The sequence below is a fragment of the Actinomyces gaoshouyii genome (genome assembly GCF_002076915.1).
Classification (GTDB): domain Bacteria; phylum Actinomycetota; class Actinomycetes; order Actinomycetales; family Actinomycetaceae; genus Actinomyces; species Actinomyces gaoshouyii.
The window spans coordinates 19000-44432 of sequence record NZ_CP020468.1 but is presented as its reverse complement, the minus strand read 5'-3'; the positions used below and the strand labels follow the sequence as shown (position 1 = coordinate 44432).

Annotated in this window: 22 protein-coding genes and 1 tRNA gene; 14 read left to right on the top strand and 9 right to left on the bottom strand. The window is 71.5% G+C overall.

The window, feature by feature from the left end:
* Positions 1–22: 22 nt before the first annotated feature.
* The gene (locus B6G06_RS00195) at positions 23–1198 is read left to right on the top strand and encodes an ABC transporter ATP-binding protein (protein WP_080462338.1); all 1176 of its coding nucleotides are present in this window, start codon (positions 23–25) and stop codon (positions 1196–1198) included.
* Positions 1199–1333: 135 nt separating this feature from the next.
* Here the strand turns inward: B6G06_RS00195 and B6G06_RS00190 are convergent, their stop codons facing one another.
* From B6G06_RS00190 to B6G06_RS00180, 3 genes are all read right to left on the bottom strand, one after another.
* On the bottom strand, positions 1334–2206 hold the full coding sequence (locus B6G06_RS00190; protein WP_080462337.1) for a DUF5926 family protein: 873 nt from the start codon (positions 2204–2206) through the stop codon (positions 1334–1336).
* Positions 2207–2323: 117 nt separating this feature from the next.
* Positions 2324–3457, bottom strand: a complete 1134-nt coding sequence (locus B6G06_RS00185; protein ID WP_081170351.1) for a DUF5129 domain-containing protein — start codon at positions 3455–3457, stop codon at positions 2324–2326.
* 70 nt (positions 3458–3527) lie between these two features.
* Positions 3528–3923, bottom strand: a complete 396-nt coding sequence (locus tag B6G06_RS00180) for a Rid family detoxifying hydrolase (protein WP_080462335.1) — start codon at positions 3921–3923, stop codon at positions 3528–3530.
* 278 nt (positions 3924–4201) lie between these two features.
* Here B6G06_RS00180 and pgm point away from each other — a divergent pair, with 278 nt between their 5' ends.
* A complete protein-coding gene (gene pgm / locus B6G06_RS00175; protein WP_081170349.1) occupies positions 4202–5881 on the top strand; it encodes a phosphoglucomutase (alpha-D-glucose-1,6-bisphosphate-dependent) in 1680 nt (559 codons plus the stop codon).
* Positions 5882–6025: 144 nt separating this feature from the next.
* Complete coding sequence (locus B6G06_RS00170) at positions 6026–6958, top strand: YwiC-like family protein (RefSeq protein WP_080462333.1); 933 nt, start codon at positions 6026–6028, stop codon at positions 6956–6958.
* Between the two features lie 146 nt (positions 6959–7104).
* Here B6G06_RS00170 and hisC read toward each other — a convergent pair whose 3' ends face one another.
* From hisC to B6G06_RS00150, 4 genes are all read right to left on the bottom strand, one after another.
* The gene (hisC, locus tag B6G06_RS00165) at positions 7105–8241 is read right to left on the bottom strand and encodes a histidinol-phosphate transaminase (RefSeq protein WP_081170347.1); all 1137 of its coding nucleotides are present in this window, start codon (positions 8239–8241) and stop codon (positions 7105–7107) included.
* A 108-nt stretch (positions 8242–8349) separates the two neighbouring features.
* The gene (locus tag B6G06_RS00160; RefSeq protein WP_125898858.1) at positions 8350–10362 is read right to left on the bottom strand and encodes a hypothetical protein; all 2013 of its coding nucleotides are present in this window, start codon (positions 10360–10362) and stop codon (positions 8350–8352) included.
* Entirely contained in the window at positions 10359–10571 is a 213-nt protein-coding gene (locus tag B6G06_RS00155; protein WP_080462330.1) for a hypothetical protein, read from the bottom strand. The genes B6G06_RS00160 and B6G06_RS00155 overlap by 4 nt, the downstream gene beginning before the upstream one ends.
* Before the next feature lie 156 nt (positions 10572–10727).
* The gene (locus B6G06_RS00150) at positions 10728–11399 is read right to left on the bottom strand and encodes a hypothetical protein (RefSeq protein WP_080462329.1); all 672 of its coding nucleotides are present in this window, start codon (positions 11397–11399) and stop codon (positions 10728–10730) included.
* Between the two features lie 230 nt (positions 11400–11629).
* Between B6G06_RS00150 and B6G06_RS00145 the strand changes: the two genes are divergently transcribed.
* Together B6G06_RS00145 and purB are read left to right on the top strand one after the other, a co-directional pair.
* Positions 11630–12040 carry a phage holin family protein gene (locus B6G06_RS00145; RefSeq protein ID WP_081170342.1) on the top strand — a complete coding sequence of 137 codons (411 nt, stop codon included), beginning with the start codon at positions 11630–11632 and terminating at the stop codon, positions 12038–12040.
* Between the two features lie 56 nt (positions 12041–12096).
* Positions 12097–13551, top strand: coding sequence for an adenylosuccinate lyase (purB, locus tag B6G06_RS00140; RefSeq protein WP_080462327.1), 1455 nt, complete (start codon positions 12097–12099; stop codon positions 13549–13551).
* 53 nt (positions 13552–13604) lie between these two features.
* Here purB and B6G06_RS00135 read toward each other — a convergent pair whose 3' ends face one another.
* Positions 13605–14684, bottom strand: coding sequence for a YeiH family protein (locus tag B6G06_RS00135; RefSeq protein ID WP_229657815.1), 1080 nt, complete (start codon positions 14682–14684; stop codon positions 13605–13607).
* A gap of 70 nt (positions 14685–14754) precedes the next feature.
* On the opposite strand from B6G06_RS00135, the gene B6G06_RS00130 reads away from it, so the two are divergent.
* The 4 genes from B6G06_RS00130 (at position 14755) to B6G06_RS10345 (ending at position 19191) form a co-directional block, all read left to right on the top strand.
* A complete protein-coding gene (locus tag B6G06_RS00130) occupies positions 14755–15693 on the top strand; it encodes a LysR family transcriptional regulator (protein WP_081170340.1) in 939 nt (312 codons plus the stop codon).
* A gap of 123 nt (positions 15694–15816) precedes the next feature.
* Positions 15817–18210: a carbon starvation CstA family protein gene (locus B6G06_RS00125; RefSeq protein WP_080462324.1), complete on the top strand. Its 2394-nt coding sequence runs from the start codon at positions 15817–15819 to the stop codon at positions 18208–18210.
* A 28-nt stretch (positions 18211–18238) separates the two neighbouring features.
* The gene (locus B6G06_RS00120; RefSeq protein WP_080462323.1) at positions 18239–18442 is read left to right on the top strand and encodes a YbdD/YjiX family protein; all 204 of its coding nucleotides are present in this window, start codon (positions 18239–18241) and stop codon (positions 18440–18442) included.
* 221 nt (positions 18443–18663) lie between these two features.
* Positions 18664–19191: a VanZ family protein gene (locus B6G06_RS10345; RefSeq protein WP_240494063.1), complete on the top strand. Its 528-nt coding sequence runs from the start codon at positions 18664–18666 to the stop codon at positions 19189–19191.
* A gap of 124 nt (positions 19192–19315) precedes the next feature.
* On the opposite strand, the gene B6G06_RS00110 is transcribed toward B6G06_RS10345, so the two are convergent.
* Positions 19316–19399, bottom strand: a tRNA-Leu gene (locus B6G06_RS00110).
* A gap of 232 nt (positions 19400–19631) precedes the next feature.
* Here B6G06_RS00110 and B6G06_RS00105 point away from each other — a divergent pair.
* Genes B6G06_RS00105 through B6G06_RS00085 form a run of 5 tightly spaced genes read left to right on the top strand, consistent with a single transcriptional unit; the run spans position 19632 to position 25428 of the window.
* Positions 19632–20354, top strand: a complete 723-nt coding sequence (locus B6G06_RS00105; RefSeq protein ID WP_081170338.1) for an FhaA domain-containing protein — start codon at positions 19632–19634, stop codon at positions 20352–20354.
* On the top strand, positions 20351–20848 hold the full coding sequence (locus B6G06_RS00100) for an FHA domain-containing protein FhaB/FipA (protein ID WP_080462321.1): 498 nt from the start codon (positions 20351–20353) through the stop codon (positions 20846–20848). The genes B6G06_RS00105 and B6G06_RS00100 overlap by 4 nt, the downstream gene beginning before the upstream one ends.
* The gene (locus B6G06_RS00095; RefSeq protein ID WP_081170336.1) at positions 20845–22299 is read left to right on the top strand and encodes a PP2C family protein-serine/threonine phosphatase; all 1455 of its coding nucleotides are present in this window, start codon (positions 20845–20847) and stop codon (positions 22297–22299) included. The genes B6G06_RS00100 and B6G06_RS00095 overlap by 4 nt, the downstream gene beginning before the upstream one ends.
* A gap of 40 nt (positions 22300–22339) precedes the next feature.
* Complete coding sequence (locus B6G06_RS00090) at positions 22340–23938, top strand: FtsW/RodA/SpoVE family cell cycle protein (RefSeq protein ID WP_081170334.1); 1599 nt, start codon at positions 22340–22342, stop codon at positions 23936–23938.
* Positions 23935–25428: a peptidoglycan D,D-transpeptidase FtsI family protein gene (locus B6G06_RS00085; protein WP_081170332.1), complete on the top strand. Its 1494-nt coding sequence runs from the start codon at positions 23935–23937 to the stop codon at positions 25426–25428. Before B6G06_RS00090 ends, B6G06_RS00085 begins: the two co-directional genes overlap by 4 nt.
* Positions 25429–25433 lie beyond the last annotated feature (5 nt).

Sequence of the window (25433 nt, the reverse complement as noted above, 5' to 3'; positions counted from 1 at the left end):
CACCGAGCCAAGGAGGCTCCCCATGCCCGCACCGTCCGCACCCACCGCGCCCGGCCCCGAGGCGGGCCCGACCGCCACCGGCCGCCTTGAGCTGCGCGATGTCGTCAAGGTCTTCTCCAACCGGGGCAAGGATGTCCACGCCGTCCACGGCGTCAGCCTCGACATCGCCCCCGGCGAGTTCGTCACCCTCCTGGGGCCCTCGGGCTGCGGCAAGACGACGACGCTGCGCATGATCGCCGGATTCGAGGACGCCACCTCCGGCCGGGTGGTCCTCGATGGCCGGAATATGGTGTCCCTGCCGCCCAACAAGCGTCCCATGTCCATGGTCTTCCAGTCCTACGCCCTGTTCCCCCACCTGAGCGTGCGCGAGAACATCGCCTACGGGCTCAAGCTGCGCCGTACCGGGCCCGAGGAGATCCGTGAGCAGGTGGAGGTGGCGCTGACCTCAATGAACCTGAACTCCCTGGCGGATCGCGCGCCGAATGAGCTCTCCGGCGGGCAGCAGCAGCGCGTGGCCCTGGCCCGCGCTATGGTCACGCGCCCCAAGGTGCTGCTCTTCGACGAGCCGCTGTCCAACCTGGATGCGAAGCTGCGCGTGCGGATGCGCCTGGAGATCCGCCGCCTCCAGCAGCGCATGGGCATCACCTCGATCTATGTCACGCACGACCAGGCCGAGGCCATGACGATGTCGGATCGGATCGTGGTGATGAACGCCGGCCGGATCGAGCAGGTGGCCACTCCCGAGGAGATCTACCGGAGGCCGGCCAGCGTGTTCGTCGCCGACTTCATCGGCCGGGCCAACTTCCTGGCGGCCACCGCCCGGGACGTCGATGGCGGGCGCTGCTCGGCGCGGGTGCTCGGCGCGACCATCCAGGCGCCCTGCCACGAGGGGGTCTCCTCCGGCAGCGGCGCCACGGTGATCGTGCGGCCCGAGTCGGTGCGCCTGAGCCCGAGCACGGGTGAGGGCGCGGGCGGCGCAGGCGGCAGCGAGCTCGTCGGCGCGCACGGCCGGGTGCTGTCCTCCGTGTTCTACGGCGATCACGTCGAGTACGAGGTTGAGACGGAGGCCGGCACGATCCTGTGCGTGGAATCCGATCCTGAGCCCGCCTCCGTCCACGCCGAGGGCGACGACGTCATGATCGGTATCGAGGCCTCCCGCGCCTGGGTGCTCCCCGAGGAGACCGCCGACGGCGAATAGGCGGCGGCCCGATGCGGGCCCCGCCCTGACAGGTGCCGCCGGCGCCGAGGGGTGCGTGTCCCCGCACCTCTTGGCGCTGAGCGCACCCGTCGGGGCGGACGGCGCCTCTCAGTGCTGGAGGCACCGGTCAGCGGGTCAGAGGTTCACCTGGCGAGAGATGATGCCGGCCTTGGCGCGGCGGGCGTCGGCGTCGAGCGGCGAGTCGTCCGCGAGCGCGGCGTCGAGGCGCTCGGCCATGGCCCGCATGGGCTCGGTGAGGTCGGCCGCCGTCGTGCCGGGGAGGAGCTCCCACACGGGGATCGCCAGGCCGCAGGCGCGGAAGGCGCCGATGAAGCGGACGCCCTCGGCGAGGTCGGACTGGCGGGAGGCATGGACGCGGGCGAAAGCGTTGAAGAACGCGTCCTCATCCTCCCCGCGCACCCAGCGCACGAACTCCTTGCCGTTCATGCGGCACCAGTAGGCGTGCGGCACCCCCGGCACGGGCTCGGTGGGCGCGATGTCGTCCTTGGCCTCCTCGATGACGCGCACCGTGTCCGGGTCCTCGCGCTGCTCGTCGGTGAGCCAGAAGCCGAAGGACTCGTGGACGGTGAACTCGGATGCGAAGGAGGGGTCGAGCATGTCCTGCAGGCGCAGGCCGGGCTCGGGCAGGGCGTTCGCGGTCAGACCCGTGCCCGGCTCGAGGCCGAGGGTGGTCTGGAGGGCGGCGGCGACGTCGCGGGAGGCATCCCCGGAGTGGAGGGAGGTCTGCAGGGCGATGAGGACCGCGCCGTCGGCGCGCTTGAGGCCCTGGGCGAGCTCGGGCAGGAGGCTCACGAAGGTGATCTCGGTGCCGCCGTGCTCCTCGGTGAGGCGGGCGGTGAGGGTGGCGGCCGGGATGAGCTGCATCATGGCGACGAGGTCCTCCTCGTCCGCCAGGCCCTCGAAGGGGCGGGCGACGAAGGGTACCTGCTGCTTCTTGGGGGCCTTGGCGGCGTCGGACTGACGGCGCTGGCGCTTCTTCTTCGACATGGGGGCAAGACTACCGGGAGCCCGTGCGGTTGCCCGCAGGCCCGGGCGCCGTCGGGGGCGGCGACGGCGCGGCCGCGCGGCTCGACCCATGGTGCGGCTCCCCGGCAGCTACGGCAGCTACTCCTTACCCGTGCTCCTCGATTGAAGGTACACGTCCAGGATGCGCTCGATCGGGCTGGAGTACTGCGACGCCGTCGCCAGGCCCCGCCAGCGGATGCCCGCGACCCGAATGCCCGGGGAGTAGTCGTGAAGGCGAATGGTCGCTGCGGGATTGTAGGAGACCGCCGCCCGCTCCCCGTTCTCGCCGGCGGCCGGGCTGGCACCGGTCTCGTCGTCGTCCTGCCAGGTTCCGGAGTACGCGTAGCGGTCATCATCATCGGGAAGCTTCCAGGTGCCGATGTACTCGCGGTAGTGCGCGAGCCCCGCCTCCTCTCCGGGCGGGGCCTCGGCGGCGAGGGCGCGGCGGGCCAGGGCGTCGGCGCGGGCGCGGATCTCCGCCGCCATCGCATCGAGCTCGTCGAGGGCGGCGCCCGGGGGCAGGGCCCCGGAGGCGAGCTGGGCGCGCAGGGCGGTGAGCCGGGCGCCGCAGGCGCGGGCCCAGCCGAGCTCGGAGTCGGCGATGGGGGGCGCGGCCGGGGCCTCGTCGCCCACCTCCTGGCAGAGCTCGCGGAAGATGTCCAGGTCCTCGCGCAACGGCCCGCACTCGTTCTCCCAGGCGTCCTCCCAGCCCGGGGCCCGGGTGAGGAGGGCGGCGGCGTTGCGGACGGCGTCGTTGATGGCGCTCAGGCCGGAGACGTCGTCGCTCAGCTTGGCGGCGGCCTCGCTCAGGGCGGGGTCGTGCCAGTCGATCCAGCGCATCCGCCCAAGGCCCGCGAGGACCTCGCCGGTCTCGCGCCGCCTCCCCTCGTACCAGCGCAGGCGCTTGAGGACCTGGGCGCCATGGGCATCACCGGTGGGGATGCGGGCGGCGGCGGCGCTCGCGGCCCCGGCACCGGCCTCGGCCCGCGCGTAGGACTCCTGCGCCTTGAGGAGCATCCGGCGGCCGCGCCGCGGTGGGGCGACGATCTCGTGCTCCACGATCAGAACGCCGAGGGCCGCCAGCACGGCGACGATGAACCAGCCTTCCGGATCGAGGTCCAGCATGATGATGAGGGCCAGGGGGATGGCGAAGAAGATCGCTGCGATGACGCCGTTGGTGATGAGCGCGGGAGGGACGCGACCCCCGGAGGGTCGCGGGGGCGGGGAAGTCATAACGGCAGCCTAGCAAGCCAGGAATCCCAACGTTTCAGGGGCTCCAAGGGGCGACCGCGACTCAGCCCCCTCAGGGGCGAACGGCAATGGCCTCGATCTCCACGCGCGCCCCCAGCGGGAGGGCTGCGACGGCGAAGGCGGCCCGGGCGGGCAGGGGCTCGCCGGTGAAGCGGCGGGCGTAGACCTCGTTGACGGCGGCGAAATCGGCGATGTCGGCCAGCAGGACCGTAGTTTTGACGACGTGCTCGTAGCCCAGGCCGGCCTCGGCGAGGATCGCGCCGATGTTCTTCAGGGACTGCTCGGCCTGGGCGGTGATGCCGCCGTCGACGAGCGCACCGGTGACGGGGTCGAGCGGCACCTGGCCGGAGATGAACACGAGGGAGCCGGGCGCGTCGGAGGCGCTCACGGCCTGGGAGTATGGGCCGACGGCGGCCGGGGCCTGGGTGGTGGCGATACGGGTGGGCATGGGTTTCCTGCGATTCTCGATCGGGGTTGCCTGGACAACAGCCACCATAGATGAGACGGCCGCAATGAGCGCTGCGCCGGCCCGGCGCCCGGCCACTGTCAGGGCGGGCATCGTCCCTGAGCACTGGCGGATGCGCAGAGCCGGCGCAGCGCGCCCCTCCCACCATGGCTGGATCCGGCCCACGCGGCCCTCCTCCATTCCATCTCGCTGGACGTGGATCCTCCGTCCATTTGGCGGATACGCTCGGCCTCAGCGGTGGCGCATGACACACTGCTCTTATGCACCCACGCGCAGGAACAATTGCCCAGCCCGAGGACCTCATCAACGTCGACGAGGTCACATCCGCCTACTACGACCTCGTCCCCGACCCCGCCAACCCCGCCCAGAAGGTTGTCTTCGGCACCTCCGGGCACCGCGGCTCCTCCCTCGACACCGCCTTCAACGAGGCCCACATCGTGGCCACCACTGCGGCGATCGTCGAGTACCGCCGCTCCCAGGGCACCGACGGTGTCCTCTACATCGGCCGCGACACGCACGCCCTGTCCGAGCCCGCCTGGCGCACCGCCATCGAGGTGCTCGTCGGCGCGGGCGTCACCACCGCCGTCGACGCCCGCGGCTCCTACACGCCCACCCCCGCCGTCTCGCACTCCATCCTCCTGGCCAACGGCGCCGGCACCGAGGCCGGCCCGCGCACCAGCGGCCCCGGCCTGGCCGACGGCATCGTCGTCACCCCCTCCCACAACCCGCCGCGCGACGGCGGCTTCAAGTACAACCCGCCGCACGGCGGCCCCGCCGACTCCGACGCCACGAGCTGGATCGCCGCCCGGGCCAACGAGCTGCTCGCCTCCGGCTGGCGGGACGTGCCGCGCACGCCCATCGCCGAGGCCCTCCAGGGGCCCCACGTCGTCAAGCACGACTACCTCGAGACCTATGTCTCCGACCTCGAGAGCGTCATCGACATGGAGGCCATCCGCGCCGCCGGCGTGCGCATCGGCGCCGACCCGCTGGGCGGGGCCTCCGTGGACTACTGGGGCGCCATCGGCGAGCGCTACGGCCTTGATCTCACGGTCGTCAACCCGAATGTGGACCCCGCCTGGTCCTTCATGACGCTGGACTGGGACGGCAAGATCCGCATGGACTGCTCCTCACCCAACGCCATGGCCTCCCTGCGCACCGCCATGACCCCCGACGCCGACGGCGCCACCCCCTACGACATCGCCACCGGGAACGACGCCGACTCAGATCGCCACGGCATCGTGACCCCCGACGGGCTCATGAATCCGAACCACTACCTGGCCGTCGCCATCGAGTACCTCTTCACGCACCGCCCCGGCTGGCGAGCCGACGCGAAGGTCGGCAAGACCCTCGTCTCCTCCTCCCTCATCGACCGGGTCGTGGCCGCGATGGGGCGCGAACTCATCGAGGTGCCCGTCGGCTTCAAGCACTTCGTGCCCGGCCTGCTCAACGGCTCGGTCGGCTTCGGCGGCGAGGAGAGCGCCGGCGCCTCCTTCCTGCGCAAGGACGGCACCGTATGGTCCACGGACAAGGACGGCATCATCCTGGCGCTCCTGGCCAGCGAGATCATCGCCGTCACCGGCAAGTCCCCCTCCCAGCTCCACAACGAGCAGGTCGAGCGCTTCGGCGCCTCCGCCTACGCGCGCATCGACGCCGCCACCTCCAAGGAGGAGAAGGCCAAGCTCGCCGCCCTGGCCCCTGAGGACGTCACGGCCACCGAGCTCGCCGGTGAGCCCATCACCGCGCGCCTCGTCAAGGCCCCCGGCAACGGCCAGCCCATCGGCGGCCTCAAGGTGACCACCGAGAGCGCCTGGTTCGCGGCCCGACCATCCGGCACGGAGGACGTCTACAAGATCTACGCCGAGTCCTTCAAGGGCGCCGAGCACCTCGCCCTCGTTCAGGAGGAGGCCAAGAAGGTCGTCGCCGCGGCCCTCGGGAGCTGACGGACTCTCCTCAGGGGTGGTGGTGCCGGTCCGCGGGGCCGCACCACCACCCCGATCTTCGCCCGATCGCGCAGCCCGACGGTGCGGCGCCCGGGAGCTGACAGAGCTGACACGCTGGTGGGCGGAGCCCGTAGGCTGATCCGCATGACGCAGACCCGTCCCTCCGCGCCGTCGAAGCGGACTCCCCGTCGGCCGGGCCGCGAGCCCCGCCTCACGCAGGAGCAGATCCGCCGCCAGCCGGGCCGCCGAGCCTGGGTGCCGAACCAGCACGGAGCGTGGGCGATGCTCATCGTCCCGCCGATGGTCGGCTGGGTGGTCGGCGGCTGGAGCTGGCTCAACCTCCTGCTCCTGCCCGCCTGGTGGAACGGCTACCTCACCTACTGGGCCTGGTCCCAGTGGCTGCGCACGCGCTCAGCCCGCAAGCGCGCCCTCCTCATCCCCCCGATGGTCACCTACACGGGGCTCACTGCGGGACTGGGGCTGCTGACGATCCTCCTGGCCCCCTACCTGCTGCAGTGGGCCGTCCCGATGCTGCCACTTCTGGGCATCGCCGCTCATGAGGTGTGGCGCGGCCGTGAGCGCTCACTGCCCTCCGGTCTGTCGACGACGGCGGCCGCCAGCCTCATGGCCGGCATCACCTACTGCCTGGCGGTCCACGGCGCAGGCGGATTCCTGGGCACCGGCGGGGCCGACGGCGCCGGTCTGCCCGGATCCAGCCCGAACGGCCGGCTGGTGGGCTGGCCCTGGATGTGGTTGGTGACGGCGTCGACCGCGGCCTATTTCTGCGGCACGGTGCCGTACATCAAGTCGATGATCCGCGAGCGCTTCAACTACCGGTTGCTGGCATGGACGGTGGGCGCCCACGCCGTCGTCGCGGCTGGCGCCCTATGGCTGGCCGTTGGTGGGTGGCTCCCCTGGGCGCACGCGATCCTGTGGGTCGTGCTGGCGATCCGCGCCTGGGTCATGCCGAGACTCCAGTGGCGCCAGGTGCGCCTCAAGCACCGGCCCCTGCGGCCGGGGACGATGGGGATCGTGGAGATGGTCTTCTGCGTCCTACTCCTCGTCACGATCGCCTAAGCAGAAACGCCCTCAGCCCGCAGAAACCGTCTCGGCCCGGCGTTGCGCCCTCATCCTCGCAGTTTGAGGGCGCAACGCGGGGATGAGACGGTATGTGGAAGGCGAGGGCGCAAGGGCGGGATGAGGGCGCAGGCGAAGCGGGTCAGTCAGGCGCGCTTGCCCGGCCAGGCGGCCGTCGCGGCGAGAACGCGCTCGTTGTCCTCGGGCGTGCCCACGCTGACGCGCACGCCCTCCCCGACGAAGGGCCGCACGAGGATGCCGGCCGCCTCGAAGTGCGCAGCCAGGCGGGCGGCCTCCTCACCCGCCTCGAGCCAATAGAAGTTGCCCTGGGCATCCGGAACCGTCCAGCCCTGATCGCGCAGTGCGGCGAGGACCCGGTCCCGCTCGGCGGCGACGGCGCGCGCACGCCCGGCCGTCTCGGCCAAGGCCGGTGGGGCGATGGCGGCGGCAGCAGCGGCCTGCGCGGGAAGGCTCACCCCGAAGGGCGTGGTCACGGAGCAGATCGCCGCAGCGAGCGCCGGCTCGGCCATGAGGTAGCCCACCCTCATGCCGGCCAGAGCGTGAGCCTTGGAGAAGGTTCGGGAGACCACGAGACCGGGGTGGTCGGCCAGGAGATCGAGGGCGTTGCCGACCGCCGGATCGGTGACGAAGTCGAGGTAGGCCTCGTCGACGAGCACGAGCACGCCGTCGGGGGCGCCATCCACCAGTGCCTCCAACTCGGCGGCGGTGAGAGCGGGACCGGTCGGGTTGTTCGGGGTGCAGGCCATGATGACCCGGGTGGCCGGCCCGCAGGCGGCGAGCATGGCGGGCACATCGTGGCGGCCCTCGGCGGTGACGGGGACGCGCACGGCCCGCGCTCCGGCCACAGCGATGCAGATCGGGTAGGCCTCGAAGGACCTCCAGGGGATGACGACCTCGTCGCCCGGTTCGCAGACCGTGTCGAGCAGGTGCTGGATGAGGGCCACGGAGCCATTGCCGAGCACGATCTGGCAGGGGTCGATCCCGTGCTCGGCGTGCCGGGAGGCCAGGGCCTCGGCCAGCCGCTGCCCGGTCATCTCCGGGTAGCGGTTGACGCCCGCGGCGGCGTCGGTGAGGGCGGCGAGCACGGAGTCCTGGACCGGGTAGGGAAGCTCGTTGGAGGAGAGCTTGGCAATGCCCTCGCCCTGGGGGCGGGCGCCGGGCACGTAGGCGGGCAGGGCGGCGATATCGCGGCGCAGCGGGACGGCCGGGGTGGCGGGAGCAGGCGCTGCGGCGCCCATGGCGGAGGTGCTCGTGCTGCTCATGCCCGTATCCTCCCACCAAGGGGACTTCTGCACCCCCGCCTTCCGCGCTCGCACCCGGCCGCCGACACCCGATTCCGGCTGCCCGAGCCCCGGCTCTCCCGGCTTCCGTCAGTACTCGCGGGTGACGTCGAAGACCACCTCGGTGGTGGTGGCCCCCTGCTCCCCCGCCCCGGTGAGCCCGGAGAGGTCGCGCGAGTAGTCGGCGAAGGCCTGCTCGTTGCTCTCGACGCCGCGCACGGCGTCGGCGTAGACCGACTCGCTGTGAGCGCCTCCCCCGCGGGTGTCGACGTAGGCGGTGGCCCGGTTGGGGGTGACCGGATTGGTCGAGGCGTCCAGCCCGGGCACGACATCGCTAGTGGACTCCAGGTGGAGGGCGCGGGTGCCGTCCGGCAGGGCCACCCCGGAGGTGGGGCCGCCCGCGGTGAGGACGCTGGTGATCGTGTAGTTCTCGGTGACGGCGGGGTCGGAGGCGATGTTGACCGCCGTCATCGCGCCCTGGGAGTGCCCGTAGATCCCGACCTCCTCGCCCGGCTGGATCCCTGACTGCCTCATCGCCGTGACGACGGCGGCCTCCATGTCCGTGGGGCGACCGGAGACGGCCTGGAGGTTGGTCTGGAGGTCCTGGGGGTTGGTATCCCCGCTGGTCCACTCCGTGGTTCCGGGGACGACGACCACCCAGCTGCGCGTGCCGTCAGCGTGGTCCGTGCGCAGGATCGAGATGGCGCCGGCGCCGTCGGCCCGGGCTTGACCCTTGATGGTCCGGGCGTGGTCGAGGAGCTCGGAGGCGGTCGATGGGGGCGAGTCGATCCGACTGCCCGTGAGGTCCTGAGCGGCGATGTCGCTGCCCAGGCCGAAGGGGTCCTGGGGGCCGGGCGGGACGCGGACGGCCGTTCCCGTGGCGCCCCTCCTATTGTGCGGAGCGATGAGCAGGGCGGTCGGCTCGCCGTGGCGGGTGGCCCCGGCCTTCTCCGATTCGAGCGCCAGGGCGTAGGCGACGCGCTGCATGGGCGTGAGGGAGGAGGTGGGCACCTTTCGACTGCCCACCTGCACCTCAGGGGGGAGCTCCGCCGTCGCCCTGGCGTCGAGCTGGCTCGCTGAGGCCCTCAGGAACTCCTGGATGGTAGCTCCCTCCCTGCCGGTCTCCCCCTTCCTCGCCCAGGCGCCGAGACAGGCCAGCCCGATGAGGTTGCTCATGGCCCACTCCGAGGTGATGTCGCTCTTGAGCAGGAGCTGCAGGTTCTCCAGGACCACCTGGGCGTCATCGGGCATGAGGCCGTATGCGGTGAGGATGTCGACGAGGACGACGGTGGGCAGCCAGACGCCGGCGGTGAGCAGCAGCCCGCTCCCAATGACCGCGCCGGCCGCGAGAGCCTCCTGGGACGGGCCGTGGGCGCGGGCGCCGACGTCGGCATCCGCGCGCACCGTGGCGCCGTTCTCGGCGTCGGTGTACATGAGCGAGCAGGCTGACACGTCCGCCGCCAGCGAGGTGAGGACGCTCGAGGCGGCGCTGAGCGAGCCGGCGCCCGTGAGCAGGTCGTCGCAAGCGGAGATGAGGGCGTCGCGCTTGCGCTCGAAGGCGGCCACGGGCAGCTCGACGAGGCCCGCGACGAATGATGAATCGGCGTCGGGAAGGAGGGAGCTGCCGGTCTGAGCGATGATGGCCGTGTTGTTACTGGGGTCCTGGGCGATGATGTCCGCCGGGACGGGCGCGCCCTCGGCGTCGGTCTTGGCACTGCGCACATGCGCCGCCGCGGTGTCGAGCTGGCCGGCGGCGGCGGTGAGCGAGGCCGCGAGGGCATCCAGGTCCGCCGTGCTCACTGAGATGGATGACCCCCCGGCCACGAGGACGAGCGGGCGGCCCTGGGTCATCGCCCAGCTGTGACCCATGGTCACTGGCGTCGCTGAGGACGGCTCCATCGGGGTGGGAGCGGGTCTCGCCTGGGCGGTCGGCACGGGCCTCGGCGCCTGGGTGGGCGGCGGCGAGGGATGGGGATCCGCCGACGGCGAGGGATGGGGATCCGCCGAGAGCTCGGCATGGTGGGCCCGGCCCATCGGCGTCGACGGGGGGCTGGGCGGCAGGACGGGGCCCGCGCTCAGCGGACTGGCGGCCATGGGCGTCATGACGCGCCTCCTCGCATCGCGTCGAAGTCCTTGGCGGCTTTGGCGGCGGCGTCGAGGAGCAGGTTGAGGGCCGGGATGAGCAGGACGGCCGAGTCCAGGGCGCTCTGGCACTGGCTGGCGGCCAGCCCTGTCCAACTGGCGGGGACGGCGGAGGGAACGGATGCGGCGTCGACTGCGGTGCCGGCCGACGCGATGTCGAGCTGTGCCATGGCTCGACGGTAGGTCGGCCCCGCAGTGCCCTGGACGGGCAGTCCCCAGGGGCCGTCCTGGGTCGTACATGAGGAGGCCTGTGGTTCACGGGGAAGGGGCGGGGACCGAGCACGGCCAGCGCGCCGCGGTCGTCCCGCGCAAGGAGCGGGGGAGCCTCAGGCGGCCGCGCCCCGGCGACGCGCCCCGCGCTCGCGGCGCACGGCGAGCGCCGCCTCAATATCGGCGACGACGGCCAGCGCACCCACCCACCACCAGGAGGGGCCCGGCAGTCGCGGCCCCCCGGCCATGCCCGCCGCGAGTCCCGCCGCGACGACGGCCAGCGCACCCACCACGGCCGGCGCTGTCGCTGTCCGGCGCGCCCGGGCGCCGAGGCCCGCGCGCAACCAGGCCCCGAGGTTGCCGATCGCCATGGCCCCGCCCGCGCAGGTCGTGGCGGTCAGGAGCGCATGCGGGGCGCCGGCGAGACGCAACCCGATCCACAGCCCGAGGGACAGGGCGCTCACGGTGAGGTCGACGAGGAGGACGCGGGTGGCGGTGACCACGCCCGCGGGCAGGCGGTGGTCCGCGGGCCGATCGCGGTCGAGGGCGAGGACGGTGCCGACGGCCAGGAGGAGCAGGGCTGTGGGCCAGGGCACCACGGACAGGTCGCGCAAGGAGAGGCGGGCCGCCCAGGCGCCGGCGCCCGCCATGAGGAGGGCGCCGGCGCCGATCCAGGGAAGAGCGGTGATCAGGGGCTCTCTGGCGCGATCGGCCACGGGCACGAACTCGGCGATCCAGGCGGGAAGCTCGGGAGGCTCGGTCCCCTCGCCGCCCAGCGGCTCGCTCATGCCGTCCCCGGACGGTGAACGCCGCAGTACCGGGCCTCCCACTCATTCTGGCGGGTGGTGATGGGACTGCGGGCGGCACGCCGCGAAGCGGTGGAGCGCGAGTCGTCATGCGTCATGGGCTGAGCGTAGCGAGAGCGGGACCGAAGTCCAGCCATCCTCCTGGGCGCCTCCACGCCCCCTCACGTCCCTGTCACAGCGCGGCCCGCGCGGGGGCTGGCAGGATAAGGGGCATGGAACTCGCCATCCGGATCGTTGGGAACGCCGCCGGGCTGTGGTTGGCCTCGCTCCTCCTGCCCGCTTCGCTGTCCCTGCCCGCCAACGCGACGACGCTGCCGACGATCACCAACCTCCTCATCATCGGCGCGGTGCTCGCCGCCGTGAACTCGGTGGTCAAGCCGGTGGTCAAGGTGCTGACCCTCCCCCTGCGCCTCCTCACCCTCGGGCTGTTCGCCCTCGTGATCAACGGGGCGATGCTGCGGTTGACGGGCTGGATCACAGAGGAGTTCCTCAGCGGCGCCGCTGGCGACCGCCTGACTGTGGGGCTGACGGTGGACGGCTGGTCCGGGGCGATCCCGGCCGCGCTCATCGCCTCGGTCGTCTCGACGGTCGTCGTCGCCGCCCTCCACCGCGAGCGCGATTGACCGCCCTCCCGCCGGGCGCCCCGCGCGGGGCGCCCGGCACCTGCCACAATGAGCGCATGGTCGACCTCGCCACCGTGACTCCCCCCATCGCCCTGGGCCCGCTCGACGGCCGCTACCGCGCCGTCGTCGCCCCGCTGACCAACCACCTCTCCGAGGCCGCGCTCAACCGGGCGCGCCTGCACGTCGAGATCGAGTGGCTCATCCACCTCACTGCCACCCGCGTGCTCCCCGGGGCACCCGTCCTGACCGACACCGAGACCGCCTACCTGCGCGGGCTCGTGGAGACCTTCGGGCCGAACGAGATCGCCGAGCTCGCCGCCATCGAGGCCGAGACCCGCCACGACGTCAAGGCCGTGGAGTACCTGCTCAAGCGCCGCCTCGCCGCCGCGGCCCAGGCCCCCGGGGTCACGGGCGCCGACGGCGGGGCCTCCGTCCTGCCGGAGGTGGGCGAGATCGTCCACATCTTCTGCACCTCCGAAGACATCAACAACCTCGCCTACGCCCTGACGATCCGCTCGGCCATCACCGAGGCCTGGCTCCCGGCGGCCCACGGGCTCGTGGCCGACCTGACCGCCATGGCTCGCGAGCACGCCGATGTCGCGATGTTGGCGCGCACGCACGGCCAGCCCGCCACGCCCACCACGCTCGGCAAGGAGATCGCCGTGCTCGCCCACCGGCTGGGCCGCCAGGCGCGCCGTGTCGAGGCCGCCGAGTACCTGGGCAAGATCAACGGCGCCACCGGCACCTACGGGGCGCACGTCGTCGCCGTGCCGGGGGCCGACTGGGAGGCGGTGTCCCGCGCCTTCGTGGAGCACCTGGGCCTGACCTGGAACCCGCTGACCACGCAGATCGAGTCCCACGACTGGCAGGCCGAGCTCTACGCCGATGTGGCGCGCTTCGGCCGGATCGCCCACAACCTGGCCACGGACGCCTGGTCCTACATCTCCCTGGGCTACTTCCGCCAGCGCCTGAGCGCGCAGGGCTCCACCGGTTCGTCGACGATGCCGCACAAGGTCAACCCGATCCGCTTCGAGAACGCCGAGGCGAACCTGGAGATCTCGGGGGCGCTGCTGGACACACTCGCCGCCACGCTGGTGACCTCCCGCCTCCAGCGCGATCTCACCGATTCGACGACGCAGCGCAATATCGGCGTCGGCCTGGGCCACTCCCTACTGGCCATCGACAACATCCGCCGGGGTCTGGCCGGTCTCGACGTCGATGCGAGCCGCCTCGCGCAGGACCTGGACGACACGTGGGAGGTGCTGGGGGAGCCGGTGCAGCAGGCGATGCGGGCGGCGTCGGTGGCCGGCGCCGAGGGCATGGCCGACCCCTACGAGCGGCTCAAGGATCTGACCCGCGGTCGCGCGGTGAGCGCCGCGGGGATGCGGGCCTTCATCACGGACCTGGGGATGCCCGCCGACGTGGAGGAGCGCCTCCTGGCACTCACGCCCGCGACCTATACGGGCCTGGCGGCATCCCTGGTGGCGCACCTGGACGACGGGCCCTCCTGAGGGGCGCGTGGACCCGATCGGGCCCGGATCCCCTCATCGCGCGCCAGTGCCGCTCAGCCGACCGTCATCAGCACGCCGGCCAGTGAGACCAGCACGGCGATAGCGGTGGCCCCGGCCCCCAGCCCCAGCGCCGGTAGCCCGGCACTCGCCAGTCGGCGCAGGTTGACCCCCGCCCCCATGGAGCACATGGCCATGGTCAGCAGCAGGCCGGAGGTGGTCTCCGCCCCGGCCAGCAGCCAGGACGGCAGGATTCCACCGGCCACGGAGCGCAGGGCCACTGCGGCAAGGAATCCCAGCACGAACAGGGGCACCACCGGGGTCACGCGCGAGGGGTGCGGGACGGGCGCTCCGGCCAGAACGGCGCTGACCTCGCTGCGCTCGATACTGTGCTGCTGCTCGCGCCGGGCCCGACGCCCCTCTGCCACGCCGACGAGTGCCACCAGGGGAGCCAGGAGGGCGACCCGGCCGAGCTTGGCCACCACGGCGGCGTCGAGCACCTCCCCGCCGATGACGCCGGCGGTCGCCGTGACCTGACCCACCTCGTGGACCGACGCGCCCACCCACACCCCGGCGGGCACCGCCGGTAGGCCCAGGGCTCCGACCGCCAGGGGCATGAGGAGGACGGCGAGCGTGCCGTAGAGGGTGACAGTGGCCACCGCTGTTGCCGCCGCCTCCTCGACCTCGTCCTGCCGCGCCCCCGGGCCGGGGCGCACGACGGCGCTCACCCCGGCCACCGCGGCCGCCCCGCAGATAGCGGTGCCGGTGGCGGTGAGCAGGCAGGTGGCGCGCCCCAGCCCCAGGAGGCGCCCCAGCCCCAGGGTCCCCAGGAAGACCGTGGTGACAGTCATGACGATGACCGCCACGGCCCCCCAGCCCAGGGCCAGGACGGCGCTGATCGACAGCCGTAGGCCGAGCAGGACGACGCCCAGGCGCAGGAGCGTCCTGCCGCTCAAGGCGATCCCGGCCTCGGCGCTGCCGGGGATGAGGCCGATATTGCGCAGGACCAGGCCCGTCAGGACGGCCAGGAGCATGCTGGAGAGCAGTGGCACCTGCCTGTTGATGAGGATGGAGGCGATGGCGACGGCGCCGCACAGGGCCAGGCCCGGCAGCAGATCGGTGGGACGGTTCTTCACGCCGACCATGCTGGGTTCAAGGCCGACCGCCGGCAAGAGCAGGATCCCTGGAGCGCTATAGTGCGTGGCTATGCGTCCGACCACCGCGCAGCTGGAGGCACTCATCACCGTGACCGAGACCGGCTCCATCTCGACCGCCGCACAGGTACTGGGGCTGGCCCAGCCAACGGTCTCGGCGACTCTGGCCCGTCTGGAGCGCAGCGCCGGCACCGCGCTGCTGCACCGCACCACCTCGGGCACCCGGCTGACTACTGAGGGCGAGATGATCCTCGCCCTGGCCCAGGAGGCCCTCACCGCGCTCGATGAGGTGGGGGCCGCCCTGGAGGGACTCCGCGCCGCCCCCGCACCGGTGCGGATCGCAGCCTCCTACACGGTGGCGGAGCAGCTGCTGCCGGTGTGGCTCACGGGTGCGGAGGTGGGCACGCAAGTGGAGGTATGCAACTCCCAGGCGGTCCAGGATCGGGTCCTCAGCGGCCGTGCCGAGGTCGGGTTCATCGAGGGGGCCGGGGCCAGTGAGCAGCTGGAGTCGCGGCTCATGGGCAGGGACGAGCTTGTGCTGGTAGTCGGCCCGGGGCACCCCTGGGCGCGGCGGGAGCCGCCCGTGGGCGCCGAGGAGCTGCTGCATCCCACCAGCTGCGGCACCCTGGTCCTGCGGGAGCCCGGCTCAGGCGCCCGTAAGGTGCTGGAGGAGGCGCTGGGCGGCCTGGGCCTCACGGTGCCCGCAGACGCGCCCGTACTGGGCTCGACCTCGGCGATCCTCACAGCCGTGCGCCATTCCGGGGCGCACGCCGTCGTTCCCCATGCGGCCGCTGAGGGCTTCGTGGGCAGCGGTGAGCTCCGCACCGTGCCAGTGGGACTGGATCTGCGCCGCCGCCTCCTGCTGGTGCTGCCCCGGGCACGGCGACGACGCCCGGGGGTGGAGAGGCTCCTGGCCCATTTCGCGCGAGCGGTGGACGGTCGCCAGCGCCCGCCCATACGCCCCGGGGCGGGCAGCGCGCCGTTCTCTTGATGACACGGGTGTGCGCAACATGGCCAAATCTCGGGGCAATGAGTAGCCTGTGCCAGGCCGTTGTCCCAAGCGCGCCTCTGATCCCCACCGCACAACGCTCTCTCAGCGCCGAGAAGGGAAGCCATGGACTCCCAAGACCAAAGAGATATCCCCTCCTACACTCCCCAGGAGGAGCGCCTCATCATCAGGAACAAGGCCGGCGTGCCCGTCGGCACCAGGATGGACACCACCTGGACCCCCAAGCGCATCGCGACCTGGGTGGTCATCACCGCCCTGGGCGTGCTGGGCTGGTGGATGCTGGCGGTGGCGCGCGGGGAGAGGGTCAACACGATCTGGTTCGTGGTGACCGCCATCTGCACCTACGCCATCGGCTACCGCTTCTACGGCCTGTTCATCCAGCGCACGATCATGCGCCCCGATGACACCAACGCGACCCCGGCCGAGCGCATCAACAACGGCCGCGACTTCGACCCGACCCACCGCGTGGTCCTCTACGGCCACCACTTCGCCGCCATCGCCGGCGCCGGACCACTGGTCGGTCCGGTCCTGGCCGCCCAGATGGGGTACCTGCCCGGAACACTGTGGATCATCCTGGGCGTCGTCGTCGCCGGGGCCGTGCAGGACATGCTCGTCCTGTTCTTCTCCATGCGACGCGGCGGGCGGTCACTGGGCCAAATGGCCACCGATGAGATCGGCAAGATCGGTGGCACGGTCGCCACGATCGTCGTCTTCGTCATGCTCATGATCGTCCTCGCAGTCCTCGCGATGGTCTGCGTCAACGCCCTCGCCGAGTCCCCCTGGGGCGTCTTCAGCGTCGGCATGACCATCCCGATCGCCATCGGCATGGGCCTCTGGCTGCGCTACGTCCAGCCCGGCAGGATCACACAGGTCTCCATCGTCGGCTTCGCCATCCTCATCGGCGTCATCATCGGCGGGCGATGGGTGGCCGAGTCCTCCTTCGGCAGGTTCCTGCACCTGTCCCCCACGACACTCGTGTGGGCCATGGTCATCTACGGCTTCCTCGCCGCCGTCCTGCCGGTATGGGTGCTGCTCACCCCGCGCGACTACCTCTCGACCTTCATGAAGGTCGGCACCATCGCGGTCCTGGCCATCGGGATCATCATCGTGCACCCCGTCGTCAAGATGGCCGCCGTCTCCGAGTTCGCCCTCAACACCGAGGGACCGGTTTTCGCCGGCGGGATCTTCCCGTTCCTGTTCATCACCATCGCCTGCGGCGCCCTGTCCGGCATGCACGCCATGGTCTCCTCGGGCACCAGCCCCAAGATGATCCAGAAGGAGTCGCAGGTCCGCATGATCGGCTACGCCGGCATGCTCATGGAGTCCTTCGTGGCGATCATGGCCCTGGCGGCGGCCGTCTCGCTCAGCCCCGGCATCTACTTCTCGATGAACACCTCCGAGGCTACGATGAACAAGCTCGCCGGCCCCGGCGTCGTCGCCACGGCCGCCGCCCGCCACGGCGACGACAAGGCCGCCGCGCGCGCCGAGATCGCCGATGCCGCCGTCGAGAACCTGAACGTCACCGACGCCCACGGCAACCGGATGGAGCCCACCTGGGACTCCTGGGACGAGGCGGGCACCCCCACGACCTATACCGGCGCCGATGCGCTCAAGCAGGTGGCCTCCGATGTCGGCGAGCCCAGCATCGTCTCGCGCACCGGCGGGGCGCCGACCCTCAGCGTCGGGATGTCGCACATCCTCCACCAGATCGGCGGCGGAAGGGCCATGATGGGCTTCTGGTACCACTTCGCCATCATGTTCGAGGCCCTGTTCATCCTCTCGGCCGTCGACGCCGTCACCCGTGTGGCGCGCTTCCAGCTCTCCGACGCCCTGGGCAACATCTGGCCCAGGTTCCGCGACCCCTCCTGGCACGTGGGCGCCTGGGCGACCACCGCCGTCGTCGTGGCGGCCTGGGGATCGCTGCTTCTCATGGGCGTGACCGATCCACGAGGAGGGATTCAGACCCTCTACCCGCTCTTCGGCATCGCCAACCAGCTCATCGCGGCCGTCGCGCTGCTGGTGTGCACGGTCATGGTGGTGCGCAAGGGCTACACGAAGTACGTGTGGATCCCGATGATCCCGCTGGTTTTCGACACGGTGGTCACCTTCACGGCGTCGTGGCACAAGATCTTCTCCACCGATCGGAGTGTGGGCTACTTCCAGCAGTGGCGCGACGCCAAGAAGCTCCTGCCCACGCTCACCGACGCCGCGGCGATCGCCGACACCCAGGCCGTGGTGCGCAACACGATGATCCAGGGCACACTGTCCGTCGTCTTCGTGGTCATGGTGGCCTTCGTCATGGTCATGGCACTCCTGCGGGTCGTCAAGTCGATCCGCACGGGCAACACCTCGAACTCCGAGGACCCGTACCAGGAGTCCAACTTCTACGCACCGAGCACGATGTTCGCATCGCCGTTGCAGAAGAAGCTCGTCAAGGAGTACGAGACCGTGGGCGACCCGGCGCTCATCCCAGGCCAGGCGCCCCACGGCGCCCACTGACAACCGGCTGGAGAAGGAGATGACTCGGATGACTCGCGCCCTGACGGGGCTCCCCAACGGCTTGCGCCAGGCGCGCGCCATGTGGCGGGACTTCACCGGCGAATCCGGGTACGAGCGCTACATCGCCCGTCACCGGCGCGAGCATCCGGATCACGAACCGATGAGCGAGAGGGAGTACTGGCGCGCCCGCCGCGAGCTCGCCGAGCAGAGCATCGAGACCGGCTGCTGCTGATCCCCGGGCCCCACCACGCCGAGACCGGTCGAAAACAGCATCGAGACCGGTCGGTCCTCCACAGGCCCTCCTAGCCCTTGCGGGGGCGGGGAGGGCCTGTGGATGGAGGACCGGTCTCGCTCCTGGTATCGACCGGTCTCGCGCCGATCACCCGGCCTCGTGATCATTTCGAGCCGCTGCGGTCTCAACACCCGTCCCGTCCCGCACCTACGCTGAGAGGCGTGCCCGCCCCCATGACCTCGCACTCCTCCCGTGTCAGAGCGCCCAGCACCATCGATCCGGACTCCGCCGAGGGGCTCCCCCTCCTCGGGCCTGATCAGCTCACCACGCCCGGGCACGCCCACCGCCCCGGCCCCCGCCGGAGGACGGCGAGAGCTCTGGCGGTGCTATACGGGATCGCGGTGCTCATGGCGGTGCTCTGGCCCTCGGGAGGGGATATCGCCTCCACGAAGGACCTCCTCGGCCCGTTCTTCCTGAGCGAGGCGGGCAAGGACGTCGTTCTCAACCTCGTCATGCTGGCGCCCTTGACGGCGATCCTCACGCTGGCCTGGCCGAGGGTGCCCTGGTGGGCGTGGGCACTGCTGGGCTGCCTCATCGGAGCGGGCGCGGAGCTCGCCCAGGCGCTCATCCCCGCCCTGGAGCGCAGGCCGAGCCTGGCCAACGTCGCCCAGAACGCCGTCGGCTCCTGGTGCGGAGCAGCCGTCGGCCTCATGGTCGCCCGCCTCGGTGAGCGCCGACGCCGCGCCTGAGCCGCACGTGGCCGCCGTCCCCCACCCCGCCGAACCGCGGGGCAGCCAGCGGCCGGGACAACCGGGATCACCACTACGACGACGAAGGCCCGGTCCATCTGGACCGGGCCCGCACCGCATTCGGTGCGCGAGGGGGGACTCGAACCCCCATGATCGTGAGATCACACGGACCTGAACCGTGCGCGTCTACCAATTCCGCCACTCGCGCGAGAAGCGAGAGAGACGATAGCCGCTGGGCGCCCCCGGAGTCCAATTGAGGACCTCCCCCTCGGAAGTGACACCAGTCACCCGGCTCCTCCACAGGGAGCACCGCTCCGCGAATGTCGACCGTCTTGCAACGCACCCCACTCGGCTCGCACCGGATCAGCGGTTACGATGGACGCGGAGAGAACCCGGTCTCATGCGGCCGGGCACGGTCCCCACACAGGGAGGTTGAGTCCATGGGTTTCCTGGACAAGCTCGAGAAGGGCGTAGGGAGCGTCACCAGCCGTGCCATGTCACGGCTGGGGGACGACATCGAGCCGATCGAGATCGCCTCCAAGATCCGCGAGACGATGGACAAGCGGGCCGCCTCATTCGCGCGCGACCGCTCCGTGGTTCCCAACCACTTCCGCGTCCGGCTCCCCGCCACCGCCATCGAGCAAGTCCGCGCCTGGGGCGAGGAGGAGATGGCCCACCAGCTCATCGACGTCGCCACGTCCCACGCCGCCGAGCAGGGCTACTCCTTCGTCGGGCCCGTGGAGGTCGTGTTCGCCTCCGACTCCGCCCTCACGGCCTCGGCCATCGAGATCGACTCCTCCACGCGCCGCGGCGCCTCCACCCCGGTCGCCACGCCGTCGCCGACCCAACCGATCCTCGATATCGACGGCCAGCGCTACCTGCTCACCGGACAGGTCACGGTCATCGGCCGCGGCAGCGAAGCGGACATCATCGTCGATGACTCCGGCGTCTCCCGCCGCCACCTGGAGATCCGCCTGACCCAGGGTCACGCCATCGCCACCGATCTCGGCTCGACCAACGGCACCTTCGTCGAGGGCCACAGGGTCGACGCCGCCACCCTCCTGGACGGCAACACGCTGACGATCGGCCGCACCCGGATCATGTTCTGGGACGGGTCGCAGAGCGCCGACCAGGCGCCGTCACCCGTAGGAGCGGCCACTTGAGCCAGTTGGCCTTCACTGCTCTGCGACTGGGGTTCATCGTCCTGCTGTGGGTTTTCGTATATCTCGTCATCCGCGTCCTGAAGCGCGACATGGCCGATATCCCGATCGGGCGCCCCGGGCGCGCGCTCCCCTCCGCTCCCCGCGCGCAGCGGGGGCAGGGCCAGCTCGCCCCTCAGGCCCCGCCCGCGCCGCCCAGGCGCAACGACGCCCGCCGCCTCATCATCACCGAGGGGCCGCTCGCCGGCTCCACCGTTCCCCTCTCCCCCTCGTCGATCATCATCGGCCGATCGCCGTCATCAACCCTCGTGCTCGATGACTCCTACGCCTCCAGCCGCCACGCCCGCGTCTTCCCCAAGGACGGGTCCTGGTGGCTGGAGGACTTGGGCTCCACGAACGGCACCATGCTGGGCGGGCGCTCGGTGCACGGGGCCGTCGAGCTGCCGATCGGCGTGCCCGTGAAGATCGGTCAGACCACCTTGGAGCTGCGCCCATGACGATCTCCCTGCGCTACGCCGCCCGGAGCGATATCGGACTCGTGAGGCAGTCCAACCAGGACTCCGCCTACGCGGGCCCCCACCTGTGCGTCCTGTGCGACGGCATGGGCGGCCCGGCCGGCGGGGACATCGCCTCGGCGGTCGCCATCGAGCACCTGGCGCCCCTCGACGCCGACTCCCACCAGGCCGGCGAGCTCCTCAGCCTCCTGCGCTCAGCGGTTCAGGACGCCCATGCCGAACTCATCGACCGCTCCGCCTCCGACCCCGAGCTGTCAGGACTGGGCACCACCTGCGTGGGTCTCATGCGCTCCGGCAACAAGCTCGCCATGGTCCACGTCGGGGACTCGCGCGCCTACCTCCTGCGCGACGGCGAGTTCACCCAGGTCACCACCGACCACACCTTCGTGGAGTACCTCGTGGAGTCCGGCCGCCTCACCCGCGAGCAGGCGCGCCGGCACCCCCAGCGCTCCGTCCTGCTGCGCGTTCTGGGCGACGCCGAGGGCGACGTCCAGCTCGACGAGTCGATCCGCGAGGCGGTCCCCGGGGACCGCTGGCTCCTGTGCTCCGACGGACTGTGCGGCCCGGTCACCGCTGAGACTATCGGCGAGGTCCTCACCTCGATCCCCGAGCCGGGGATGGCCGCCGACCAGCTCATCGATCTGGCACTGCGCGCCGGCGGCCCGGACAATGTCACCGTCGTCGTCGTCGATATCGTCGACGACGACGAGTCGCCCCAGTCCGACACCCAGGTCGTCGGCTCGGCCGCCAACCGACGCGCCCTGGCCGCCGCGGCCCGCGCCAAGAGCGCCGGAACCCCGGCCGACGCCGAGCCCGGGGAGGAGGGCGAGGAGGACGAGGGCGCCGATAGCGCGGCGCGCCCCGCGCCGGGCTCCGCCGACACCCCGGCCGCCAAGGCCGCCGCCCTCGTGGCGGGCCTCGATCCGAAGGCCGGTAAGGAGGCCAGCCGTTCCGAGCGCGAGCTCGTCGCCGAGGAGGCCGCCAAGCAGGCCGAGCGCGCCGAGGCCCAGCGCCGTCGCGGCCGCCGCTCACTGGTCGCCTCCCTCATCCTGTTCATCGCCCTGGCCGCGGCCCTCGACCTGGGGTACATGTGGACGCAGCGGCAGTACTACGTGACCACCGCCCCGGCCAACGGTCAGGAGCAGATCGCCATCTACCAGGGGATCCCGCAGTCTGTGGGTCCCATCCACCTGAGCCACGTCGTCGAGACCTATGACGTTCCACCGGTGGACACCCTCACCGCGGAGATGCGGTCCCGGCTCGCCGGCACGGTTGCCAAGGACTCGCTGGAGGAGGCCCGCGCCTACGTCTCCCAGACGGTAACCGCCGCGACCGTCCTCCCGGCGACACCCACCGCCAGCGGCTCAGCGACGCCCGCGCCCAGCGCCACGCTCCCCGCCCCGCCCACACCATCGGCGACCACGCAGGGGTGATCACGTGCGCTTCCGATCCCGCGGGCCCGAGAGCCAACCGATGAGCGCGCCCCCCGCCAGCCCCCTGGGCGCGCGACGCACCACGGGACGCTGGGCGGAGGCCGCGCTCATCGTCGTCGCCGTCATCATCGGCCTGAGTGGCTTCGTCCTCACCGCCCTCAACCGCACCGGCGCCTCCCCGGCCCAGGCCCTCCTGCTCGGCGGGGCCCTCGTGCTCATCGGCATCATCGTGCACCTGTGGGTGCGGTGGAAGGCCCCTTGGGCCGACCCCGTCATCCTGCCCACCGCCATCGCGCTCAACGGCATCGGCCTGGCGATGATCTCCCGTCTCGACATGTCCTACAAGATCCTCGAGGCCTGGCAGTACTACGTCGGGCCGCGCCAGGCGATCTGGACGGGCCTGGGCATCGCCCTGTTCTGCGCGGTGCTCATGATCCCCGACTACCGCGTCCTGCGCCGGTGGGACTGGTCGGCGATGGTCGCGGGCCTGGTCTTCCTCATCCTGCCGTTCATCCCATTCCTGGGCGTGCAGATCAACGGCGCGAGGATCTGGATCCGGCTCGGCCCCATGTCCTTCCAGCCGGCCGAGCTCACCAAGGTGCTCCTCGCGGTCTTCTTTGCCTCCTTCCTCGTGGCCAACCGCGACAACCTCGCCCTGGCGGGGCGCCGGGTCATGGGGATCAATCTGCCCCGGGCCCGCCACCTCGTGCCGCTGCTCATCGTGTGGGGGGTGAGCATCATGGTGCTCGTCGCCCAGAGCGACCTGGGCACCTCCCTGCTCCTGTTCGGGCTGTTCGTCGTCACCCTGTACGTGGCCACGGACCGGCCCTCCTGGCTGCTCATCGGTGCCGGCCTGTTCGTGCCCGCCGCCTGGTTCGCCGCCACGCACCTGTCCCACGTGCAGGCGCGCATCCAGAACTGGCTGCACGCCATGGACCGGGACGTCTACGAGCACTCGTCGCGCCAGTTGCCCGACGCCCTGTTCGGGATGGCCTCGGGCGGGCTGACGGGCTCGGGCTGGGGCAAGGGCTACCCCACGCTCGTGCCCTTCGCGAACTCCGACTTCATCGTCTCCTCCATCGGCGAGGAGTTGGGCCTGACCGGCATCCTGGCGATCCTCGTGCTGTACATCGTGCTCGTCGAGCGCGGCCTGCGCACCGCCATGAGCCTGCGCGATGGCTTCGGCAAGCTCCTGGCCACCGGCCTGTCCTTCACGATCGCGCTGCAGGTCTTCGTCGTCGTCGGCGGCGTCACCCGCCTCATACCGCTGACGGGGCTGACGATGCCGTTCCTGGCCTACGGCGGTTCCTCCCTGGTGGCGAACTGGGTGATCCTCGCGCTCCTCATGCGCCTATCCGATGCCGCCCGCCGACCGCCATCGACGGCGCCGCGCATCATCGACACCGCCGAGTTGCCGGTGGGCCTGCGCAAGCTCGTCCTCGACCCCGATTTCGACTTCGATGAGATGCACGGTGCGGACGGCCCGGCCGGCACGCCGTCGGGCACAGGCCGCTCCTTCGACGAGGATCCGGACATCACCATCGACACTCCGCCCGACGGCGTGAGCAAGCAGCAGGGCAGCGCCCCGACCGGTACGGCTCCCCAGAGGACGCCGAGAGTGGAGGGACTCCAGCCATGAACCGCCAGATCCACCAGGTCGCCATGCTCGTGACCATCATGTTCCTCGCACTGGCCGTGTCCGTGACCAGCGTGCAGGGCTTCGCGCGCCCCGCGCTGTGGGAATCGGAGTCCTCCGAGGGCAGTCTGACCACCGACCGGCGCAACCAGCGCGCGGCCTTCGCCGCCTTCGGGGCCCATCGCGGCCAGATCCTCGTGGCCGGTTCCCCCGTGGCCTCCTCGCAGCCCTCCGACGACGTCTACTCCTACCAGCGCGTCTACTCCTCCGGCTCGCTCTACGCGCAGGTGACCGGCTACTCCTCGCCGATCCGCTCCGAACTGACCGGCATGGAGAAGTCCGAGAACGAGGTGCTCAACGGGGATGACCCCTCCCTGTTCTCCTCGCGGGTGAAGGCCCTCATCACCGGCACCTCCCAGGAAGGGGGGTCGGTGGACCTGACCATCAACGCCCAGGCCCAGCAGGCCGCCTCGAACGCGCTGGGGGGCAGGCGCGGCGCGGTCGTCGCGCTCGATCCGTCCACCGGGGCGGTCCTGGCGCTCGTCTCCTCCCCGTCCTTCGACCCCAATGTACTGGCCTCCCACGACGCCGCCACCGTATCCGCCGCCTGGGACCAGTACTCCGCCGACCCCGGCAAGCCACTGGTCAACCGGGCGACCGGCGGCGATCTCTACCCCCCGGGCTCGACCTTCAAGATCCTCACCACCTCGGCCGCGCTGCGCGCCGGCAAGGTCACCACCTCCACCTCCCTCGACGCCCCGGACTCGATCACGCTGCCCGGCACGAACCACTCGCTGTCCAACTACCGGGGCGAGTCCTGCGGCAACGGCACCGCGACCCTGTCCACGGCCTTCGCGCAGTCCTGCAACACGCCCTTCGCCCAGCTCGCCATGGACGTGGGCGATGACTCCCTGGCCAAGGAGGCCGAGGCCTGGGGCTTCGGCACGAAGGACGACTTCCCCCTGCCGGTGACGGCCTCCACCTACCCGGCCAATTCCTCCGCCGCGGAGACCGCCATGGCGGGGATCGGCCAGCAGTCCGTGCGCGTCACCCCCCTCCAGATGGCGCAGGTGGCCGCCACGGTCGCCAATGACGGCAAGCAGATGAAGCCGTACCTGGTCTCCCGCACCCTGGACGCCGATCTGTCCGTTGTCTCGACGACGGGCCCCGAGGTCGCCCGCACCCCGATCGACGCCAAGACCGCCAAGACCCTCGCCGGCCTCATGCAGGACGCCGTCTCCTCCGGCACCGGGACCACCGCGCAGGTCGCCGGCGTGCAGGTCGCCGGCAAGACCGGCACCGCGGAGACCGGCTCCGACGAGGGCGGCCCTGTCACCTGGTTCGTCGGCTTCGCCGGCACGGACATCAACAAACCGTCCATCGCCCTGGCCGTGGTGATCGACGGCGGCCAGCAGACCTCACCCACCGCCACCGGTGGTTCGGAGGCGGGGCCGATCGCGGCCGCCGTCATCGACGCGGCGGTGAACCAGTGATCCCA

Bases quoted from the DNA above. Each gene is read 5' to 3' on its own strand.
- pgm (WP_081170349.1), top strand. From the start codon at position 4,202: ATGCACCCACGCGCAGGAACAATTGCCCAGCCCGAGGACCTCATCAAC.
- B6G06_RS00095 (WP_081170336.1), top strand. From the start codon at position 20,845: ATGACGATCTCCCTGCGCTACGCCGCCCGGAGCGATATCGGACTCGTG.
- B6G06_RS00145 (WP_081170342.1), top strand. From the start codon at position 11,630: ATGGAACTCGCCATCCGGATCGTTGGGAACGCCGCCGGGCTGTGGTTG.
- B6G06_RS00185 (WP_081170351.1), bottom strand. From the start codon at position 3,457: ATGACTTCCCCGCCCCCGCGACCCTCCGGGGGTCGCGTCCCTCCCGCG.
- B6G06_RS00190 (WP_080462337.1), bottom strand. From the start codon at position 2,206: ATGTCGAAGAAGAAGCGCCAGCGCCGTCAGTCCGACGCCGCCAAGGCC.
- B6G06_RS00150 (WP_080462329.1), bottom strand. From the start codon at position 11,399: ATGAGCGAGCCGCTGGGCGGCGAGGGGACCGAGCCTCCCGAGCTTCCC.
- hisC (WP_081170347.1), bottom strand. From the start codon at position 8,241: ATGAGCAGCACGAGCACCTCCGCCATGGGCGCCGCAGCGCCTGCTCCC.
- B6G06_RS00090 (WP_081170334.1), top strand. From the start codon at position 22,340: ATGAGCGCGCCCCCCGCCAGCCCCCTGGGCGCGCGACGCACCACGGGA.
- B6G06_RS00130 (WP_081170340.1), top strand. From the start codon at position 14,755: ATGCGTCCGACCACCGCGCAGCTGGAGGCACTCATCACCGTGACCGAG.
- B6G06_RS00120 (WP_080462323.1), top strand. From the start codon at position 18,239: ATGACTCGCGCCCTGACGGGGCTCCCCAACGGCTTGCGCCAGGCGCGC.
- B6G06_RS00195 (WP_080462338.1), top strand. From the start codon at position 23: ATGCCCGCACCGTCCGCACCCACCGCGCCCGGCCCCGAGGCGGGCCCG.
- B6G06_RS00085 (WP_081170332.1), top strand. From the start codon at position 23,935: ATGAACCGCCAGATCCACCAGGTCGCCATGCTCGTGACCATCATGTTC.
- B6G06_RS00105 (WP_081170338.1), top strand. From the start codon at position 19,632: ATGGGTTTCCTGGACAAGCTCGAGAAGGGCGTAGGGAGCGTCACCAGC.
- B6G06_RS00180 (WP_080462335.1), bottom strand. From the start codon at position 3,923: ATGCCCACCCGTATCGCCACCACCCAGGCCCCGGCCGCCGTCGGCCCA.
- B6G06_RS00125 (WP_080462324.1), top strand. From the start codon at position 15,817: ATGGACTCCCAAGACCAAAGAGATATCCCCTCCTACACTCCCCAGGAG.
- purB (WP_080462327.1), top strand. From the start codon at position 12,097: ATGGTCGACCTCGCCACCGTGACTCCCCCCATCGCCCTGGGCCCGCTC.
- B6G06_RS00155 (WP_080462330.1), bottom strand. From the start codon at position 10,571: ATGGCACAGCTCGACATCGCGTCGGCCGGCACCGCAGTCGACGCCGCA.
- B6G06_RS00160 (WP_125898858.1), bottom strand. From the start codon at position 10,362: ATGACGCCCATGGCCGCCAGTCCGCTGAGCGCGGGCCCCGTCCTGCCG.
- B6G06_RS00170 (WP_080462333.1), top strand. From the start codon at position 6,026: ATGACGCAGACCCGTCCCTCCGCGCCGTCGAAGCGGACTCCCCGTCGG.